Source organism: Hymenobacter humi, assembly GCF_042665855.1.
Lineage (GTDB): Bacteria > Bacteroidota > Bacteroidia > Cytophagales > Hymenobacteraceae > Hymenobacter > Hymenobacter humi.
On record NZ_JBHTEK010000001.1, the window covers coordinates 3,451,988 to 3,466,372 of the forward strand.

Annotated in this window: 23 protein-coding genes, 1 tRNA gene and 1 pseudogene; 7 read left to right on the forward strand and 18 right to left on the reverse strand. The window is 61.1% G+C overall.

Features of this window, described 5'->3' with window-relative positions; all coding sequences use genetic code 11:
* Positions 1 to 9: 9 nt before the first annotated feature.
* Entirely contained in the window at positions 10 to 1,104 is a 1,095-nt protein-coding gene (locus ACFQT0_RS19270) for a PhoH family protein (RefSeq protein ID WP_380204762.1), read from the reverse strand.
* Positions 1,105 to 1,230: 126 nt separating this feature from the next.
* Here ACFQT0_RS19270 and ACFQT0_RS19275 point away from each other — a divergent pair, with 126 nt between their 5' ends.
* Positions 1,231 to 1,830: an SAM-dependent chlorinase/fluorinase gene (locus tag ACFQT0_RS19275; protein ID WP_380204763.1), complete on the forward strand. Its 600-nt coding sequence runs from the start codon at positions 1,231 to 1,233 to the stop codon at positions 1,828 to 1,830.
* Positions 1,776 to 1,994, forward strand: coding sequence for an SAM hydroxide adenosyltransferase (locus ACFQT0_RS19280; protein WP_380204764.1), 219 nt, complete (start codon positions 1,776 to 1,778; stop codon positions 1,992 to 1,994). The genes ACFQT0_RS19275 and ACFQT0_RS19280 overlap by 55 nt, the downstream gene beginning before the upstream one ends.
* An 81-nt stretch (positions 1,995 to 2,075) precedes the next feature.
* Here ACFQT0_RS19280 and ACFQT0_RS19285 read toward each other — a convergent pair whose 3' ends face one another.
* From ACFQT0_RS19285 to ACFQT0_RS19295, 3 genes are all read right to left on the reverse strand, one after another.
* Positions 2,076 to 2,396 (reverse strand): alpha/beta hydrolase fold domain-containing protein, encoded by a 321-nt coding sequence (locus ACFQT0_RS19285; RefSeq protein ID WP_380206082.1) that lies wholly within the window; start codon positions 2,394 to 2,396, stop codon positions 2,076 to 2,078.
* On the reverse strand, positions 2,299 to 3,261 hold the full coding sequence (locus ACFQT0_RS19290; RefSeq protein WP_380204765.1) for an alpha/beta hydrolase: 963 nt from the start codon (positions 3,259 to 3,261) through the stop codon (positions 2,299 to 2,301). The genes ACFQT0_RS19285 and ACFQT0_RS19290 overlap by 98 nt, the downstream gene beginning before the upstream one ends.
* Before the next feature lie 293 nt (positions 3,262 to 3,554).
* The gene (locus ACFQT0_RS19295) at positions 3,555 to 3,767 is read right to left on the reverse strand and encodes a hypothetical protein (protein ID WP_380204766.1); all 213 of its coding nucleotides are present in this window, start codon (positions 3,765 to 3,767) and stop codon (positions 3,555 to 3,557) included.
* A gap of 129 nt (positions 3,768 to 3,896) precedes the next feature.
* On the opposite strand from ACFQT0_RS19295, the gene ACFQT0_RS19300 reads away from it, so the two are divergent.
* The 5 genes from ACFQT0_RS19300 to ACFQT0_RS19320 all read left to right on the forward strand — a co-directional run bounded on the left by ACFQT0_RS19300 (position 3,897) and on the right by ACFQT0_RS19320 (position 6,271).
* The gene (locus tag ACFQT0_RS19300) at positions 3,897 to 4,184 is read left to right on the forward strand and encodes a putative quinol monooxygenase (RefSeq protein WP_380204767.1); all 288 of its coding nucleotides are present in this window, start codon (positions 3,897 to 3,899) and stop codon (positions 4,182 to 4,184) included.
* 45 nt (positions 4,185 to 4,229) lie between these two features.
* Positions 4,230 to 4,631 carry a hypothetical protein gene (locus ACFQT0_RS19305; protein WP_380204768.1) on the forward strand — a complete coding sequence of 134 codons (402 nt, stop codon included), beginning with the start codon at positions 4,230 to 4,232 and terminating at the stop codon, positions 4,629 to 4,631.
* Entirely contained in the window at positions 4,573 to 4,770 is a 198-nt protein-coding gene (locus ACFQT0_RS19310) for a hypothetical protein (protein WP_380204769.1), read from the forward strand. Before ACFQT0_RS19305 ends, ACFQT0_RS19310 begins: the two co-directional genes overlap by 59 nt.
* Positions 4,771 to 4,799: 29 nt before the next feature.
* Positions 4,800 to 4,881: transfer RNA gene (locus ACFQT0_RS19315), tRNA-Leu, on the forward strand.
* 253 nt (positions 4,882 to 5,134) lie between these two features.
* Entirely contained in the window at positions 5,135 to 6,271 is a 1,137-nt protein-coding gene (locus ACFQT0_RS19320) for a site-specific integrase (protein ID WP_380204770.1), read from the forward strand.
* Between the two features lie 36 nt (positions 6,272 to 6,307).
* On the opposite strand, the gene ACFQT0_RS19325 is transcribed toward ACFQT0_RS19320, so the two are convergent.
* The 14 genes and pseudogenes from ACFQT0_RS19325 to ACFQT0_RS19390 form a co-directional block, all read right to left on the reverse strand.
* Positions 6,308 to 6,550 (reverse strand): hypothetical protein, encoded by a 243-nt coding sequence (locus ACFQT0_RS19325; protein WP_380204771.1) that lies wholly within the window; start codon positions 6,548 to 6,550, stop codon positions 6,308 to 6,310.
* A gap of 229 nt (positions 6,551 to 6,779) precedes the next feature.
* Positions 6,780 to 7,019, reverse strand: coding sequence for a hypothetical protein (locus ACFQT0_RS19330; protein WP_380204772.1), 240 nt, complete (start codon positions 7,017 to 7,019; stop codon positions 6,780 to 6,782).
* A 197-nt stretch (positions 7,020 to 7,216) separates the two neighbouring features.
* Positions 7,217 to 7,591, reverse strand: a complete 375-nt coding sequence (locus tag ACFQT0_RS19335; RefSeq protein ID WP_380204773.1) for a hypothetical protein — start codon at positions 7,589 to 7,591, stop codon at positions 7,217 to 7,219.
* Positions 7,592 to 7,673: 82 nt separating this feature from the next.
* Positions 7,674 to 7,967: a LuxR C-terminal-related transcriptional regulator gene (locus ACFQT0_RS19340; protein ID WP_380204774.1), complete on the reverse strand. Its 294-nt coding sequence runs from the start codon at positions 7,965 to 7,967 to the stop codon at positions 7,674 to 7,676.
* 61 nt (positions 7,968 to 8,028) lie between these two features.
* Positions 8,029 to 8,259: pseudogene (locus ACFQT0_RS19345) on the reverse strand (recombinase family protein); the annotation flags it as partial.
* A complete protein-coding gene (locus tag ACFQT0_RS19350; RefSeq protein ID WP_380204775.1) occupies positions 8,256 to 8,603 on the reverse strand; it encodes a hypothetical protein in 348 nt (115 codons plus the stop codon). The gene ACFQT0_RS19350 and the pseudogene ACFQT0_RS19345, both read right to left, overlap by 4 nt.
* Before the next feature lie 140 nt (positions 8,604 to 8,743).
* Entirely contained in the window at positions 8,744 to 9,850 is a 1,107-nt protein-coding gene (locus tag ACFQT0_RS19355; protein WP_380204776.1) for a hypothetical protein, read from the reverse strand.
* 50 nt (positions 9,851 to 9,900) lie between these two features.
* On the reverse strand, positions 9,901 to 10,572 hold the full coding sequence (locus ACFQT0_RS19360) for a hypothetical protein (protein ID WP_380204777.1): 672 nt from the start codon (positions 10,570 to 10,572) through the stop codon (positions 9,901 to 9,903).
* Complete coding sequence (locus ACFQT0_RS19365) at positions 10,493 to 11,524, reverse strand: hypothetical protein (RefSeq protein ID WP_380204778.1); 1,032 nt, start codon at positions 11,522 to 11,524, stop codon at positions 10,493 to 10,495. Before ACFQT0_RS19365 ends, ACFQT0_RS19360 begins: the two co-directional genes overlap by 80 nt.
* A 1-nt stretch (position 11,525) precedes the next feature.
* Positions 11,526 to 11,882, reverse strand: a complete 357-nt coding sequence (locus ACFQT0_RS19370; RefSeq protein ID WP_380204779.1) for a hypothetical protein — start codon at positions 11,880 to 11,882, stop codon at positions 11,526 to 11,528.
* An 18-nt stretch (positions 11,883 to 11,900) separates the two neighbouring features.
* Positions 11,901 to 12,344 carry a hypothetical protein gene (locus ACFQT0_RS19375; protein WP_380204780.1) on the reverse strand — a complete coding sequence of 148 codons (444 nt, stop codon included), beginning with the start codon at positions 12,342 to 12,344 and terminating at the stop codon, positions 11,901 to 11,903.
* Positions 12,341 to 12,874: a hypothetical protein gene (locus tag ACFQT0_RS19380; RefSeq protein ID WP_380204781.1), complete on the reverse strand. Its 534-nt coding sequence runs from the start codon at positions 12,872 to 12,874 to the stop codon at positions 12,341 to 12,343. Before ACFQT0_RS19380 ends, ACFQT0_RS19375 begins: the two co-directional genes overlap by 4 nt.
* Entirely contained in the window at positions 12,808 to 13,446 is a 639-nt protein-coding gene (locus ACFQT0_RS19385; RefSeq protein WP_380204782.1) for a hypothetical protein, read from the reverse strand. Before ACFQT0_RS19385 ends, ACFQT0_RS19380 begins: the two co-directional genes overlap by 67 nt.
* Positions 13,361 to 13,624, reverse strand: coding sequence for a hypothetical protein (locus ACFQT0_RS19390; RefSeq protein WP_380204783.1), 264 nt, complete (start codon positions 13,622 to 13,624; stop codon positions 13,361 to 13,363). Before ACFQT0_RS19390 ends, ACFQT0_RS19385 begins: the two co-directional genes overlap by 86 nt.
* Positions 13,625 to 14,385: the final 761 nt, after the last annotated feature.

The window sequence follows — 14,385 nt, forward strand, 5'->3', positions numbered from 1 at the left end:
AATTGGGGACTACAGGGGCTGCTCCTGGTTCACGGGCAGCTCAGCTTCTACCTCACCCGGGGCTGCGTCGAGCATGCCTTGCTCGCGCAGGCGCTTTTCGTGCCGCTCGTCGCGGCGCTGGGTGCCGTTTTGCTGGGCCTGGCGACTCATTTCTTCGGTGTCGTACTTGTCGTACGCCTCCACGATTTCCTTTACCAGGCGGTGACGCACCACGTCTTCCGACGTCATCTCGACGTAGCCGATGCCGGGCACGTTCTTGAGGATGTCCATGGCCTGCATCAGGCCCGATTTCTGGCGGGTGGGCAAGTCAATCTGGCTGCGGTCGCCATTCACCATCACCTTGGCCGTGGGGCCCATACGGGTCAGGAACATCTTAATCTGGCTCGGCGTGGTGTTCTGGGCCTCGTCGAGCAGCACAAAGGCATTATTCAGCGTGCGGCCGCGCATGTAGGCCAGCGGGGCGATTTCGATGATTTTGTTTTCCTGAAAAAACTTCAGCTTTTCGGCCGGAATCATGTCTTCCAGGGCGTCGTAAATCGGGCGCAGGTAGGGGTCTACCTTCTCCTTCATGTCGCCGGGCAGGAAACCCAGGCTTTCGCCGGCTTCCACCACGGGGCGCGAGATGATGATTTTCTTCACCTCCTTGTTTTTGAGCGCGCGCACGGCCAGGGCCACCGAAATGTAGGTTTTGCCCGTGCCGGCGGGGCCCAGCGTAAACGTCAGGTCGTGGGCCATTACCGTGTCGACGAGCTTCTGCTGGTTGGCGGTCTTGGCTTTGATAACGCCGCCCTTGGCGCCAAACAGAATAACGTCGGGCGAGGCGGCCAGCACCCGGCCTTCGGCCTCCTCGCTGGTGGCGGAGAGGTATTGGTTCACGGTCTTGTCGGTAATCTGACCGTACTGGTGGTAGTGCTCAATAAGCGAAGAAAGCAGGTCGTTGATGCGGGCAATGACTTCCGTCTGGCCCTGGATTTTGATTTCATTGCCCCGGCTGATGATTTTCGACCCGGGAAAGGCCGCAGCCAGCATGCGAATATTTTGGTTGTCGGGGCCGAGGAAATCGACCAAAGACATGTTTTCGAGGATGATGATTTTTTCGACCAAGTTGGAAGAGAGGGGAAAGAAGAAGGGTGACAAAAAACAGCCCGTTTTCGCCCCAAACCGGCTACTTTTGCCCCGGTTCGGGCGAATGAACAATACTACGAAAAACTACGGAACGCGGGCATGGGGTTGATAACACTGCTGACAGATTTTGGCTACCGCGACCACTACGTGGCCGCGCTGAAAGCACGACTGCTGCAGCTGGCTCCGAGCACGACCGTGGTCGACATCAGCCACGGCGTCGAACCCTTCAACATCGCGCACGCCGTTCACGTTCTCCAATCCGTATTTCGGGACTTCCCGCCCGGCACGGTGCACGTCATCGGCGTCGATGACCACGGCGCGGGCCCCGAGCCAGGCTGGCAGGCCGCCCTGTTTGAAGGCCACTACTTCGTGGCCGGCGACAACGGCATTCTGGCCCTGCTCACCAACGGCGCCCCCGAGGAGCTGGCGGCCCTGCCCGCGGCCGTGACCCTCGCCTACCCGCGACGTGCTGCTGCCTGCCGCCGTGGCCCTGGCTCAGGGTGCTCCGCTCGCCAGCATCGGGCCCCTCGTCAGCACCTTCCACCAGGCTCAACAACCGCCAGCTGCGCCTGCAGGACCACCGCATCACCGGGCACGTGGCCCACGTGGACCACTACGGCAACCTCGTCACCAACATTTCGCGCACGGCGGTGGATGCCGTGGGCCACGGCCGCGACTTTGCCGTGCACTTCGGCCGCGACGTGATAAAAGAATTACACCCGCATTTTTCGGCCGTGCCGCCCGGCGAGGCCGTGGCCGTGTTCAACAGCCAGGGCTGCCTGTGCCTGGGCATCTGCCAGGGCAATGCCTCGGAACTGCTGGGCCTGCATTTCGACTCGCAGGTAGACGTGCGCTTTCCAGTAGAATAACGGCTCAACGTACCAAGTAAAAACGAAAAGCCCCGGCTCAATTGAGCCAGGACTTTTCGTTTTTCTGGAATTAATAGTTGACTATTTCAGGGCGCCTTTCAAGTCGTCTGTGGCTACGCCCTGGGCGTCTTTGGCTTCGGGCACTACGGCGGCCATGCCGAAGAATTCGTGGGTGGTGCCTTCGTAGAGCTTGTAGTTGACTTTTACGCCGGCGGCGGTGAGCTTGTCGGCCAGGGTCTTGCCTTCGCTCTTGAGCGGGTCGTAGTCGGCGGCGATGATGGTGGTGGCGGGCAGGCCTTTCAGGTTAGCGGCCACCAGGTTCACGCGGGGGTCTTTGCCATCGGCGGGGGTGCGCAGGTAGTTTTTGAAAAACCAGCCCATGCCGGCTTTGTCGAGGGGCAGGTAGCCGGCCGTGCTGGCCTGGTAGGAAGGCGTGTTCTGGTCGTAGCCCGCAATGGGGTACACGAGGAGCCTGGTACTTGGGCAGGGCCACTTTGCGGTCGCGGGCCAGCATGCTCACGGCGCAGGCCAGGCCGCCCCCGGCGCTTTCGCCGGCTACGGCCACCTTGTTGGGGTCGCCCTTGATGCTCGCGGCGTTCTTCAGCACGTATTGATAAGCGGCGAAAGCGTCGTCGTGGGCTGTCGGGAATTTATGCTCCGGGCCTTTGCGGTACTCCACCGACACCACCACGGCGCCCACCTTCTCGCACAAGGCCTGGGCCGAGGCCGCGTAGGTGTCGTTGGTGGCAATTACCCAGCCGCCGCCGTGGTAGTACACGATAACCGGGTACGGGGCCGCGCCGCCTTTGGGCGTGTAGATGCGCGCTTTCACACCGGGCATGAGCGTTTTGCTGGCAGTGTCGCAGTTCAGGGGCGGCGTGGGAATGTTGCTGACGCGCATCTGCTTCATGGCCGCGTCGGCGGCGCTGGGCTGCTTGCGGGCCTGGACAGCCGTGAGCTGGGGCAGGGGCTTGTTCTTGAAGCTCATGAACTGCTCAATCACGGCCTGCATCTCCGGCTTGAGGTTGGGGCCCCAGGCGGGCTTGGGGCCGGTGGGCTTCACGGCGCTAGCGGTGGTACCGGCGGCATTGGCCGTGGTCGCGGCGCTGTCCGAAGCTGCATTGGTTTCACCGGATTCGACGGTAGTAGTTTTGTCGGTTTCGGTGGCTGTCGGCTGGCTATTGCAACCGCCGAGCAGTAGGCCTCCGGCCAGGGCTGGGGCAGCCAGCCAGGCCGAGGCAGATGAAGAGAAGGAAAGGAATTTCATGAAAGTGTTTGGTTTTAAGGCTAGAAGGATTGGTTAGAGGGGCTTTACGGCTGGAAGAACCAGATGTTAGTACTATGTCGTTTTTATATAGCATTTCACCGCCCGAAATTGTTTTGTTTATTCATAATTGCTCCCGCCGCTCCAGCTTCTCGCTGCTTCAAGTTCCCAGGCCCATTACTCTCATCCAACGCATCCCAATTGAGCTGAAGTGTGGCTTCCGCTCGACAAAAAAGCCAGGCCTCGATTAGAGAAGCCTGGCTTTTTCACTTGTCGGTAGCTCAATTTCTCCGGCGCTACTTTCCGGAGGTCGTGGTGCCGGCAGCCGCATTGGCGCTGTCGGCCGAGACGGCAGTAGCGGTGCTGTCCGAAGCTGCGGTAACTTCTTTGGGAATTACGGTCGCGGTTTTGTCGGCTTCGGTGGCGGTGGGCTGGCTGTTGCAGCTGCTCAGCAGCAGGCCACTGGCCACGAAGGACAGGGCGATGAGGCGAAATGAAAGTCGTTTCATGAAAATGGAGGCGTAAGAATGTATACGATGTGTGGCTGACCTTTACGGGTGCTTCCGAATATGAGTTGGCTGCACCGTAGTAACCGTTGCAGCCAACCTATCCAGCCCAATTTTTCTTAATTGCCTTCTATGCTCATTCGCGTTGTTCGCATGACCTTCGGGCCCGAACAGGTGCCGGCTTTTCTCGCCCTATTCCAGGCATCCGAAAACCGCATCCGGCAGCAGCCGGGCTGCCGCCACCTCGAACTGTGGCAGGATGCCGACAACCCCGCCGTCTACTGCACCTACAGCCACTGGGACGATGCCGCGGCGCTCGACAACTACCGCAAATCCACCCTTTTCGGGGAAGTATGGCCGGCTACGAAGCGGCTTTTTGCCGCGACGCCGGTAGCCTTTTCGGTTACTCCGGTGTTGTAGCCGTACTGTTGTCTTTATACGAATCCTGCTGCCCTCGCCCTGCCCATGTCTCCCGACTACTTTGCTTTCTACGGCCTGCCCGAATCCTTCCACCCCGACGACGCGGCCCTGAAGCGCCAGTACTACGCCAAAAGCCGCGAAACCCACCCCGATTTTCACGCCACTTCCTCGGCCGAAAACCAGGCCGACATGCTGCACCAGGCTACCCTCAACACCGACGCCTACCGCACCCTGGCCGACCCCGACAAGCGCATGGCCTACATCCTGCGCCAGCACGGCTTGCTCGAGGAAGGCAAGCAGGAGCAGCTGCCGCCCGATTTCCTGATGGACATGATGGACCTGAACGAGCAGGCTCATGGACCTGGAAACCGCCCCCGACCCGGCCGCCGTGGCCCAGGTAGCCGCCGAAGTGCAGGCGCTGGCCGACACGCTGGACGCCGGCATTGAGCCCGTATTGGCTGGCTATGAAGGCTTACCGAGTGACCACCGGCCGGCCGCCCTGCAGCAAATCCGCACCTACTACCTAAAAAAGCGGTATCTGTTGCGCATACAGCAGCAAGTTGCTACCTTTGCAGCCCGCTCCTGATACCGGCAGAGCGGAAATGTTCTGAATTTGCCCAGATGGCGGAACCGGTAGACGCGTTGGTCTCAAACACCAATACCGCAAGGTGTGCCGGTTCGACTCCGGCTCTGGGTACTTTTTTGTAAATCTCCCGCCTCAAAACGGGTCAAACAGCCGAAAAACGGCCTCTCTGAGCAATTCAGGGGGGCCGTTTTTCGGCTTTCTGCATTTACCATTTCACAACCATTTAACAGTGGTAAAATCGATTTAACAGTGAACTACTCTGGTAAAATCAAATTGCGGTACCCGGTCCGGCAGGATGGCACCTGTGCGATTCGCCTGCAAATCATCATCGGCACCGCCATTTGGCAGATGAACCTCGAGTTGAGTGGCCGCCGGAGCTGTTCGACGAGGAGGCCGGTCGCTGCCTGACTTCCTCCCACCGGCCCGGCGCAGCGAGACCTACAAAGCCAGCGTGGCGGTGGCCGTCGGCCTGGCCGGCGGCACCGGGGCCCAGCTCGAGGCGCGGGCCCGCGACCACAACCTGCTCATCGGCCAGGCCCTGGCCAAGGCCAACGACATCTTCGTGACCTGGCGTCTGAGCAAGGAGGTGCTCACCCTCGACCGCTTCAAGCGCGACTTCGCCACCGAGGGCAGCAAGAACGACTTCATCGCCTACTTCCGGGCCAAGATTATCGAGCGCCACCGCAAGGAGAAAATCAGCGACGTGACCCGCAAAAATCACTTCAGCACCTTCAACGCCCTCTACGCCTTCCGGCCCAGCATCCCGTTCAACACGCTCACCACCGACTTCGCCGATGAATTCGACGCGTACTTAAAGAAATACATCAAGAGCCTGAACACCCGCTGGGGCCGGCACAAGGATGTAAAAACCTACCTGGCCCTGGCCCGGAAGGACCGGATGAAGTTCGAGGACCCCTACCAGGATTTCAAAAACCGCGACGAGCCCGGCAAGTGGAAGGCCCTCAAGCCGGCCGAGCTGGAAAAGCTCGAAGCTTACTATAAGCTGTGCGGCCCGCGCACGGTGCACCGGCGGGTGCTCTGCAAGTTTCTCTTCAGCTGCTCGTCCTCGCTGCGCCTGGGCGACCTGAAGCAAATCGGCCAGTGCACCATCGAGAACTACGAGCTCACCTTCAAGGCCCAGAAAACCTACTCGAAAACGCTGCGGGAAATGATGCTGCCGCTCACCCGCAAGGCCCTGCGCTACCTGCAGGATGCCCAGGAGGAAGAGGAGCAGACGGGATTTTACAACTACACCGACCAGTACTCCAACCGGGTACTGTGCGCCATCGGCAAAACCCTCGACATCGAGTCGCGGCTGCACCACCACGCCGGCCGGGAGACGTTTGCCACCGAGTTCATGCGGCGGGGCGGCAAACTGGAAGTGCTGCAGAAGCTGCTCGACCACGCCAAAATCACCACCACGATGAAATACGTGCACGTCGACAACGACATGAAGCGCGCCGCCATCGACCACCTCAACGCCCTCGACGAAGCGGCATAAGAAAAGCCCCAGGCGCAGCTGGGGCTTTTTTGGGAGTTAGGCGGCGAGCTTCCCGGCGCGGGCCTGCTCCAGCTCGGCCAGTAGCTCGCTGATGGCCCACCAGGTGTCGACCTCGTCGGGCGTCAGGCCCACGGGCTGGGTGCGCAGGAACTCAAAGAAGACCCGCCGGCATACCTGGGCCGGTACGTGGGCATCGTCGATAAGGGCATAGAATTTCTCCACCGCTTTCAGGGCGGGGGTAATGGTAGGGCAGGAAGCATCCACGGCAGCAGTCGTCATAGTAGAGATGGAAAGAATAAAAGCTAACTATAGAGGGTGTTACGGATTTATACGGTAGAGTTGTAACGCCTTAAACGCCCCGCAGCACCTCGTTTCGGAGAGCAAAGTACAACCTTTTACTAACTTACTTAGCAATAATAGGCCCCTATAACCTAATTATATTAGCCTATAATCTGCGGTGGACCGGTGCCGCCCATAAAAAAGCCCCGCTGGTGGGCGGGGCTTTTCTTTAGGAGCAGGCCGTTCGTCGTTTGGCGATGGACAAATCTGCCAGCAACTCCGAGATGGTCTCCAAGGTGTCAATCTCCCCAACGGATAAGGAAGGTTTCGTGCGTAAAAACTCAAATAAGACCCGGCGATTGGTGGCCTGCACGGCGTCCAAATCATCGTTCAAACCATAGAACCTTTCCATGGCAGCAGAGACGTCGGGTAAAACGGCCGGCTCGGTAGTGGTAGCAGTTGCGTTCATAATAGTGGAAGGAAAAGTGTTTGCGGCTTTCCAACGCTGAGAGAAAAAATTCGTCCATACTAAACTACTGTTTAGCTAGGGGATTTATATAATTCTTTGGCGTAATGCCCGAATTCATACCAACCGGGCACTTTAAAAATGAAAAATCCCGGCTTTGCAGTCGGGATTTTTCATATCAGTCCACTAGTATAAAGTCACTAGCGATAATTATAGCCTTTGCGTTGTCGGCCCGGGTCCGGTCGTAATTGTCGTTTGGCTTCCGATAACGTCATGCTATTTCCCTGGCTTAGCGAGTCCTTCCGATTGGGAGGCGCGACCACGACGGCCGCCGGAACCCGGGCGGTGGTGCCGCCAGCAGGTCGCTCGATGTCGCGGGCCTGCTGCGCGCCGGTGGCCACCAGGCGGTAGCTCACCGAGTCGGCAACGATTAGCATCGCTGGTTGGGGAATGGCCACCGAGTCAACAAACTCCGTGGCGTGGGCCGGGTGGTCCGGTCTGGGGTGCGCCTGGCTAGTGGCGTTAGCCAGCAGCAGGCAAATGCTCGCAAAGAGCATCAGCAAAATTCCTTTCATGCGTGTGAGCAGTTAGGGTGTGAATGGGTGATTGAGGACTCAAAGATTCCATTTTCACTATCTGCTCAAAAGGACACGAAAACTATGCGGCTAGGTACTTGGCCACGGTGCTCGGCGAGATGTTGCAGGCACGGGCAATGGCGCCATTCGACTTGCCCTCCCCTTTCATTAGCAGCACCTGTCTAATCAACTCCTGGCTTTTGGTCGGTGCCCCGAGCACGGTGCCCTTGGCCTTGGTGCGGGCCATGCCGGCTTTGGTGCGTTCGCTTAGGCGCACCCGCTCCTGCTTGGCAATGAGCGCCAGGATGGAAATGATGGCATCCTTGAACAGCCCGGTCGAATCCAGGTACTGCTCGGTGAAAGAACGGAAGCCCACGCCCCACTGCTCGAGCCTGGTTGAGGTGCTGCAGCGTGGCCAGCGCACCTTCCCGGCTGAAGCGGTCCAGGCTCCAGAACAACACCAGGTCAAACTTGCGCTGGTGGGCATCGGCGAACAGCTGCTGGAACTGGGTGCGCTTGGCCGTGCCACCACCGGACTCCTCTTCCGAGTACTCCTTATATATACTCCACCCGTGAACCTGGGCATAGCTCCGCAGGTCGGGCAGCTGGTTGTCGGTGGTCTGTCCTTTGTCTTTGGTCGACACGCGGGCGTAAATGGCTACCCTCATCCTGCTTTAATCTTTCTAGTTATAGGTGTCCTGTCAATCTTCTTTGGCTTCTCCCCAGTAGTCTCAACAAATCTCATGAAGTCAGTCATGCAGGAAAAGGCATCCATGCTCAATTTGAGTCTATTGAATAGCACCCGCCCCATCCTTACTTCACCTGGCTTCACCTCCTCGGCTGCCTCCTCCAAGGAAAGCAACCGTTTAAAATGAATAGTCACCGAATCATCATCATTGAGAGTAATCTGTACCCTTCGGTTGGGCAGCCTGTAAAGGATACCTGAAGGCTCAGTTCCTTCACGAAGTTTTACACTAGTACCGAAGTCGAGTTTATGTACAGTCTTAATCATTAGTGAGCGGGTGAAGTAGAAAAAGTATTCGTCAAATCTACTCCAATAATGGTCTCTTTATTGGAGGGAAAAACAGACCCCGAAAAACCACCCGCCAGGGCCGTTTTTCGGGGTCGATTTTTACACCCTTAATTGGAGGGCTATTTCGGCCGGATTTCCGACGCGGCCTTCACCTTCTTGAGTTTGTCCAGGTCGCGGTCCAGGCCGAACAAATCCTGCACGACTTCGAGGGTGGTGGCCCACTGCTCCACGCCCTGCAGCCGGCGGTCCAGATTTTCCAGCACCTGCACCAGGCGCTGCTCACTCGCCGCCCCGGCCCGGTTGCCCACAGCCTGCTCCTCGGCCGCGGCCTGGCTGCCGCCGTCGCTCGTGGCCCCGCCCTGGGCGTAGCCCTGCAGCCGGCGCCGCTCGAGCCAGCCTTCCACCTGCAGCACCTCGGGGTCGGCCCGCATCCACTCCGGAATCACGTACTCGTTTTTGTGCACCAGGCCGGCCACCTCAAACCCGCTGCCGTCGCTGAGCTTGCCGTTGGAACCGACGCTCATGCCGAGCATGCTCAGCATGCCCACATTCGCCCCCGGTACCACGCCGCCGTCGCCGGTGGCGCCGCCCTTGGCGAAGCCCGCAATCTTGGCCACGGCCATGCCGGCGCGCAGCGTGGCCAGCCCGCTCATGCCGATGCCGTAAATCGGGCCGGCGACCGGGCCGTAGCCGGCGGCGGTTTTCCAGTAGTCCTGAATTTCCTCCACCAGGGCCAGGCCGATGTTGTGCACGGCCATGGCTTTTTTGGCGACGGAGAATACTTTGAAGGCCACCGTCTGCTTGCCCAGGCTCTCCTCGAGGAACTTCACGTTTTCGGAGTTGAGGAATTTATCCACCTCCGTCATCTTCTTGTTGAACTCCGAGAGGCTGGCTTTTTCACCCTTCACCTTTTTGGTGTGGTCGGCCTCGTCCTTGATTTTATCGGCGTGCAGCTTCTTCCACGCCACCGACTCCTGGCCCACCTGCTGCTGAATCAAATCCAGCTCCCGCTGCATCGCGGCCTGCTTCACGGCGTAGATGGCGTCCTGGTACTGCTGCTCGGTGAGCACGCCGTTGGCCAGGTCAAGCTCGGCCTGCGCCACGAGCACCTCGGCGTCGGCATTCGACTGGGCAATCTTCTTGTCGATGTCGTCCTGCCGGCGCTTCTCCTCTTCCTCGGCGTGCTTGGCCCAGAGCTCGCGCAGGCGCAGGTCACGGTCGGCCACGATGGCGGCGACCTGCTCGGTGTAGTCGGCCTCGAGAGCGGTCAGCGCGTTTACTTTTTCGTGGCTTCGTCGAACAGCTTCTGCCGCTCCTCCTCCTGCCGGCGCATGGCGTCGGTGGTGCCCTTCTGCTCGAGCCGGCTGCGCAGCGAGTTGCGGTACTCCAGCAGGTTGCCCTCCGCCTTAATCCAGGCAATCATCTCCTTCTGCCGCTCCCGGTCGGCTTTGTCGCGCGCGGCCTGGGCTTTCTTCTCGGCACTCTCGCGGGCCTTCTTATCCTTGGCCGACTCGTCGGCTTCCTCCTCGCCGTTGCTGGCCGCCGTGCCCAGGCCTCCGCCCCCGCCGGAGCTGGTTTCGCTGGTCGACACGCTGACCCGGCGCACAATCTTGTTGTTTTTGTTCGACTGGTAGCCGTCGTAAAACGCCTTGGCCGCGCGGTTGCCACTCTCCAGCGCCACGTCGGCGGTGGCCTCGAGGGTCGACTTCAGGCCCTTGATGATTTTATCCTTGTCCAGGGTGAAGATGCCCACCAGCACGTCGCCCACGCCGCCGAGAATCTTCAGGGTGTCGTCGGCAATGGTTTTGAACACGCTGCCCACCAGCGCGCCCAGGCCGCCGAGCACGCCCCGCACCAGCTCACTCTTATTATAGAGGTCGATGAAGCCGTCGACGATGGCCGTGGTGACCCGGATGAGCAGGCGAAAGGGCGCCAGCAGAAAGGTCACGGCGCCGGCCAGGAACTTGGCCGCGGTGCTGGCCGAGTCGCCGTTGGAAGCGAAGATGCCCAGGCCGTCGATGACGTCGGCCATTTCGCTGTACATGTGGCCCAGGCTCCTCGCCCACCGAAACGAAGATGTCCACCACGGGCTGGCACTTGTCGAGCACCCGGCCCAGCCAGTCGCTGAGCTTGGTCAGGCCCTCGCTCACGAAGCTGCCCACGGTTTCCTTCATCTCGCCCCAGCGCATGCTGAGCGTGGCCATGCCGCCACCGGCTTTGCGCGCGGCCTCGGCCGCCCCGCCAAACTCGGAGTTCAGCTCGGCCAGAATCAGCTTCTGCGCCCCGGCGGTGTCGCCGGCCTTCACCATGGCCGCAATCTGCTCCTTCTGCTGCTCGGTAAACGTCACGCCCACGCGGGTCAGGGCCGTGATGCCCTTGATGGGGTCGTTCAGGGCCTTGCCCAGCTGGATGCTGGCGCCTTTCATGTCGGCCGGGCCGTCGCCGGCCATCTTGGTGGCCAGGTCCTGAATGGCAGGAATGGCCTCCTCGAACACGCCCTTCTTCACGTTCTTGAACGTGAGCAGCATGGCGCTGGCCCGGTTGGTCTCGTCGTCGTCGAACAAGGTGACTTTGGCGCGGGCCTCCCCGATTTTGGTAATTTCCGCAGCCGTCAGGCCGGCGGCATTCTTGGTGGCGTGCAGCGTGGCCTCGAGGTCGGCCGAGGCCTTGGCGCTGCCCATGAATTCTTCCTTGGCACTGGACAGGAAACTGAAGAGCTGCGAGACCAGCGCCAGGATGCCGCCTCCGGTGAACATTGCGAAGGCGTTTGCGAAGCCCTGCTTGAGAAAGCTGGTACCGGCGGTGGCGCCTTTCATCTCGGTGCTCACGCCGGCAATGCGGGTCTGCAGGGCGTGGTAGTCGTCGAGCATCTTCTTGCGGCCAGGGGCGTCGCTGTTCATTTCATGCAGCTGCTTTTCGAGCCTGCGCCGCCGAGGCCTTCATGTCCTTATAAGAGGAGTTGAGCTTCTGCCCGTTGAGAATCACCTGCTGGTTTTCCTTATTGAGCTTCTCAGTGGCCGCGCGCACTTCCTCCTCCGTTTGCACGTAAGTTTTCATTTCCGCGCGGGCCGCGCCCACGCGCTGGGTCAGCACCTGAAAGTCGCGCTGCAGCTGCTGCCGGCGCGGGTCGTCCTGGGTCATCTTGGCCAGCTGATTGTTCATCAGGGCCACGCCCGCGGCCATGTCTTTGATGCTGGCGTTGGCCTGCTCGGCGTTGAGTTTTATTTCAACTTCCCGTTGTTCGGTATTGGATGCCATGAGGACTTACCTTAAAAGTTAATAGTGGTTTCGCCGGGGATGGTGTTGGCAACTTTGGCAATGAGGACCGTCCCGTACAGGTCCAGCATGAGTTCGGAGAGGCGCTTGGTTTGGTGGGACATCTCCCGCGAGTACCAGTTGCGGGGCTTGCGGGTGTGGCGGCGCAGGCTGGCCCCGGGTTTTGCGAATCCGGTCGTAGCCGTCGTCGGCCTTTTTCACGCCCTTGCCCATGCCGCGGCCCACGCCCATGTCCACGAACTGGCCATACAGGGCATAGCTCAGGCGCATCTGCAGCCGGCCACTGGCCGCACCGACAACCTGCTTTTGGAAGCTGCCCAGCAGCGTGCGCGTGTCGGTGATGCGCAGCTTGAGCATGTTTTCGACGAAGCGCTCGACCGTGATGTCGAGCCACTTGTTGGCCAGCGCCAGCTGGTCGGCTTCGGGGTTCAGCTCCGTGCTCATAAGCGGGTGTAGCGATAGGTGAAGTCAGCCGTTTCCAGCTGGCTGCCGGTGGTTTTGAGCGTGAGCGACACCTGCTCCCACAAGTACTTGCGGTGGCTGACCATCTCCTTGCGGGCCGCATCGAGCGTGAGCAGGTCGGCCACCCGGAACTGCATGGTGCACTCCTTGCTCGTGGCCCGGTCCAGGAAGGCCAGCCACTCGCGGTGCCAGGTGGCGTACAAGCCGGCCTCGCCGTCCCAGTGCAAGCTGCTCTCCCCCACGCGGTCGCCCAAAAAGTCCAGGTTGCCCCAGGTGGCCAGCGGGTAGGTCTGCCGGAAGCTGTCGTTGCATAGGCCCCGGTCGAAGAGAAAGCGCAGGCCGCAGCGGCTGTCGTCGCCCACTTCGTAGGCCAGCGAGGCGCCCTTGGCCAGCACCGCCGGCAGCAGCCACTCGCGGCTGCCCGGGTCGTTGGCATCCTGCTCGCTCACCACGTGCAGCGTGCCGGCGCCGGTGCTGATGGTCTGCTGGCCGGCGCCCACGCGCAGCTGCACCCGGCGGTGTCGAGGGTCTTGTTTAGCTCGTCGTCCTCGAGCGCCATCTTCAGCACGAAGCCGGTCTGGGTCACGGCCGTGGTGCGGCTCTTCCCACCCACGCGCTCGCGGTACTGGCTATCGGTGATGACGTCGCGCAGCGCCCGGATGGATAGTTCGCGGCGCACCGGGTGAAAGCTGTACGCCAGGCCGAAAAACTTCTGCGCATCCACGAGCAAGTCGGCGATGGTGATGTCGGGCACGTGGCGGTTGACGGCGAAGTCGGCCGGCAGGCTGCCATCGGCGTTTTCCACGGCCCGGTCGGAGTAGATAATCAGGGCCTGGGCTTCGGGCTCGTCGAGCCAGGGGCCGCTCAGCGCGTAGCCCACGGCGCCGAGCACGCGCCGCAGCAGGGGAATGAAGCGCAGGAACGGCACCGCGGGGCTGTGCTTGCCGCCGGGCTTCAGGTCGTAGGTGCCGTTGTAGTAGTTCACCACGCCGCAGTAGTCAGTGGCCTTGTCGCCGTAGAAGCCGGCGTTGCGCAGGCAGGGCAGCGCGTAGTCGGCCTCGCTGGTGCCGAGCACCAGGGGCACCCGGCCCAGGCTCGAGGCTGGTGAGCGAGACGCCATCGATGCGGCTTTGCAGGTCGGCGGCGTCGGCCACGAAGTTGTAGGAGAACATGCGCTTCTCCTCGTCGCAGTCCAGGTACACCAGGGCGCCCACCCAGCGCAGCTGCCCGTCGATGTAGAATTCCACCGGCTCGGGCAGCACCCGCTCCCCTGCTCGGCGCGCACGTGCGGAAAGTTGAGCTGCTCGAGGTTGCCTTCGAAGGGCAGCCCGAAGGGATAGGAGATGGTACCGGGCACCGCCTCCGTGCTGAACAGCGGGCTGTTAATCTGCATGGAGATGGAGCCCGGCGCCAGCACCAGCCACCCTTTGGCGACTTTAAGTCCTATCATCAGTGCTAGAAAGAAGAGTTAAGGCCAGGACCCAGCGGGCCGGCGTAATTGACCTGGCCGGCGCCGAGCTGGGGCGTGTAGAGCTGCTCGGCCGGCGGGTAGAACTCGAACTCCTGGGTGAGCAGGGTTTTGCTCTCGTCGAGGATGCTGCTGTTCTTGGCTTTCACGTAGCCGGGCACCCAGCGCCCGTTATCGAGCAGCAGCACGCGCCGGGAAAGAAAGAAGTCTTTGGAGGCCAGCATCTGGGCGCGGGTACGCGGGCCGCTGGCCACCTTGATGACGTCACGCAGCACCCGGGTTTGCACCTCCGTGTCGCCCAGCAGCGGGTCGTAGTCGTGGGTGAGCGTCCGGGCGGCTTCCTCGCCGCTCACTTCCACGTCGAGCATGGCCTCGCCGGTGGCGGCATAGGTGGCCATGCCGCCGAGCGAAGTAGCAAACAGGAAGTAGCGGCGCTTGGGGTAGTGGCGCTCGTCGAGGACGTAGCGGCGCACCTCGCTGAGCACGGTCACCTCGTCGCCGCCGGTCACGAACACTTCCCAGTAGGCTACCCGCTTGGTGCCGGCGATGGCGGCG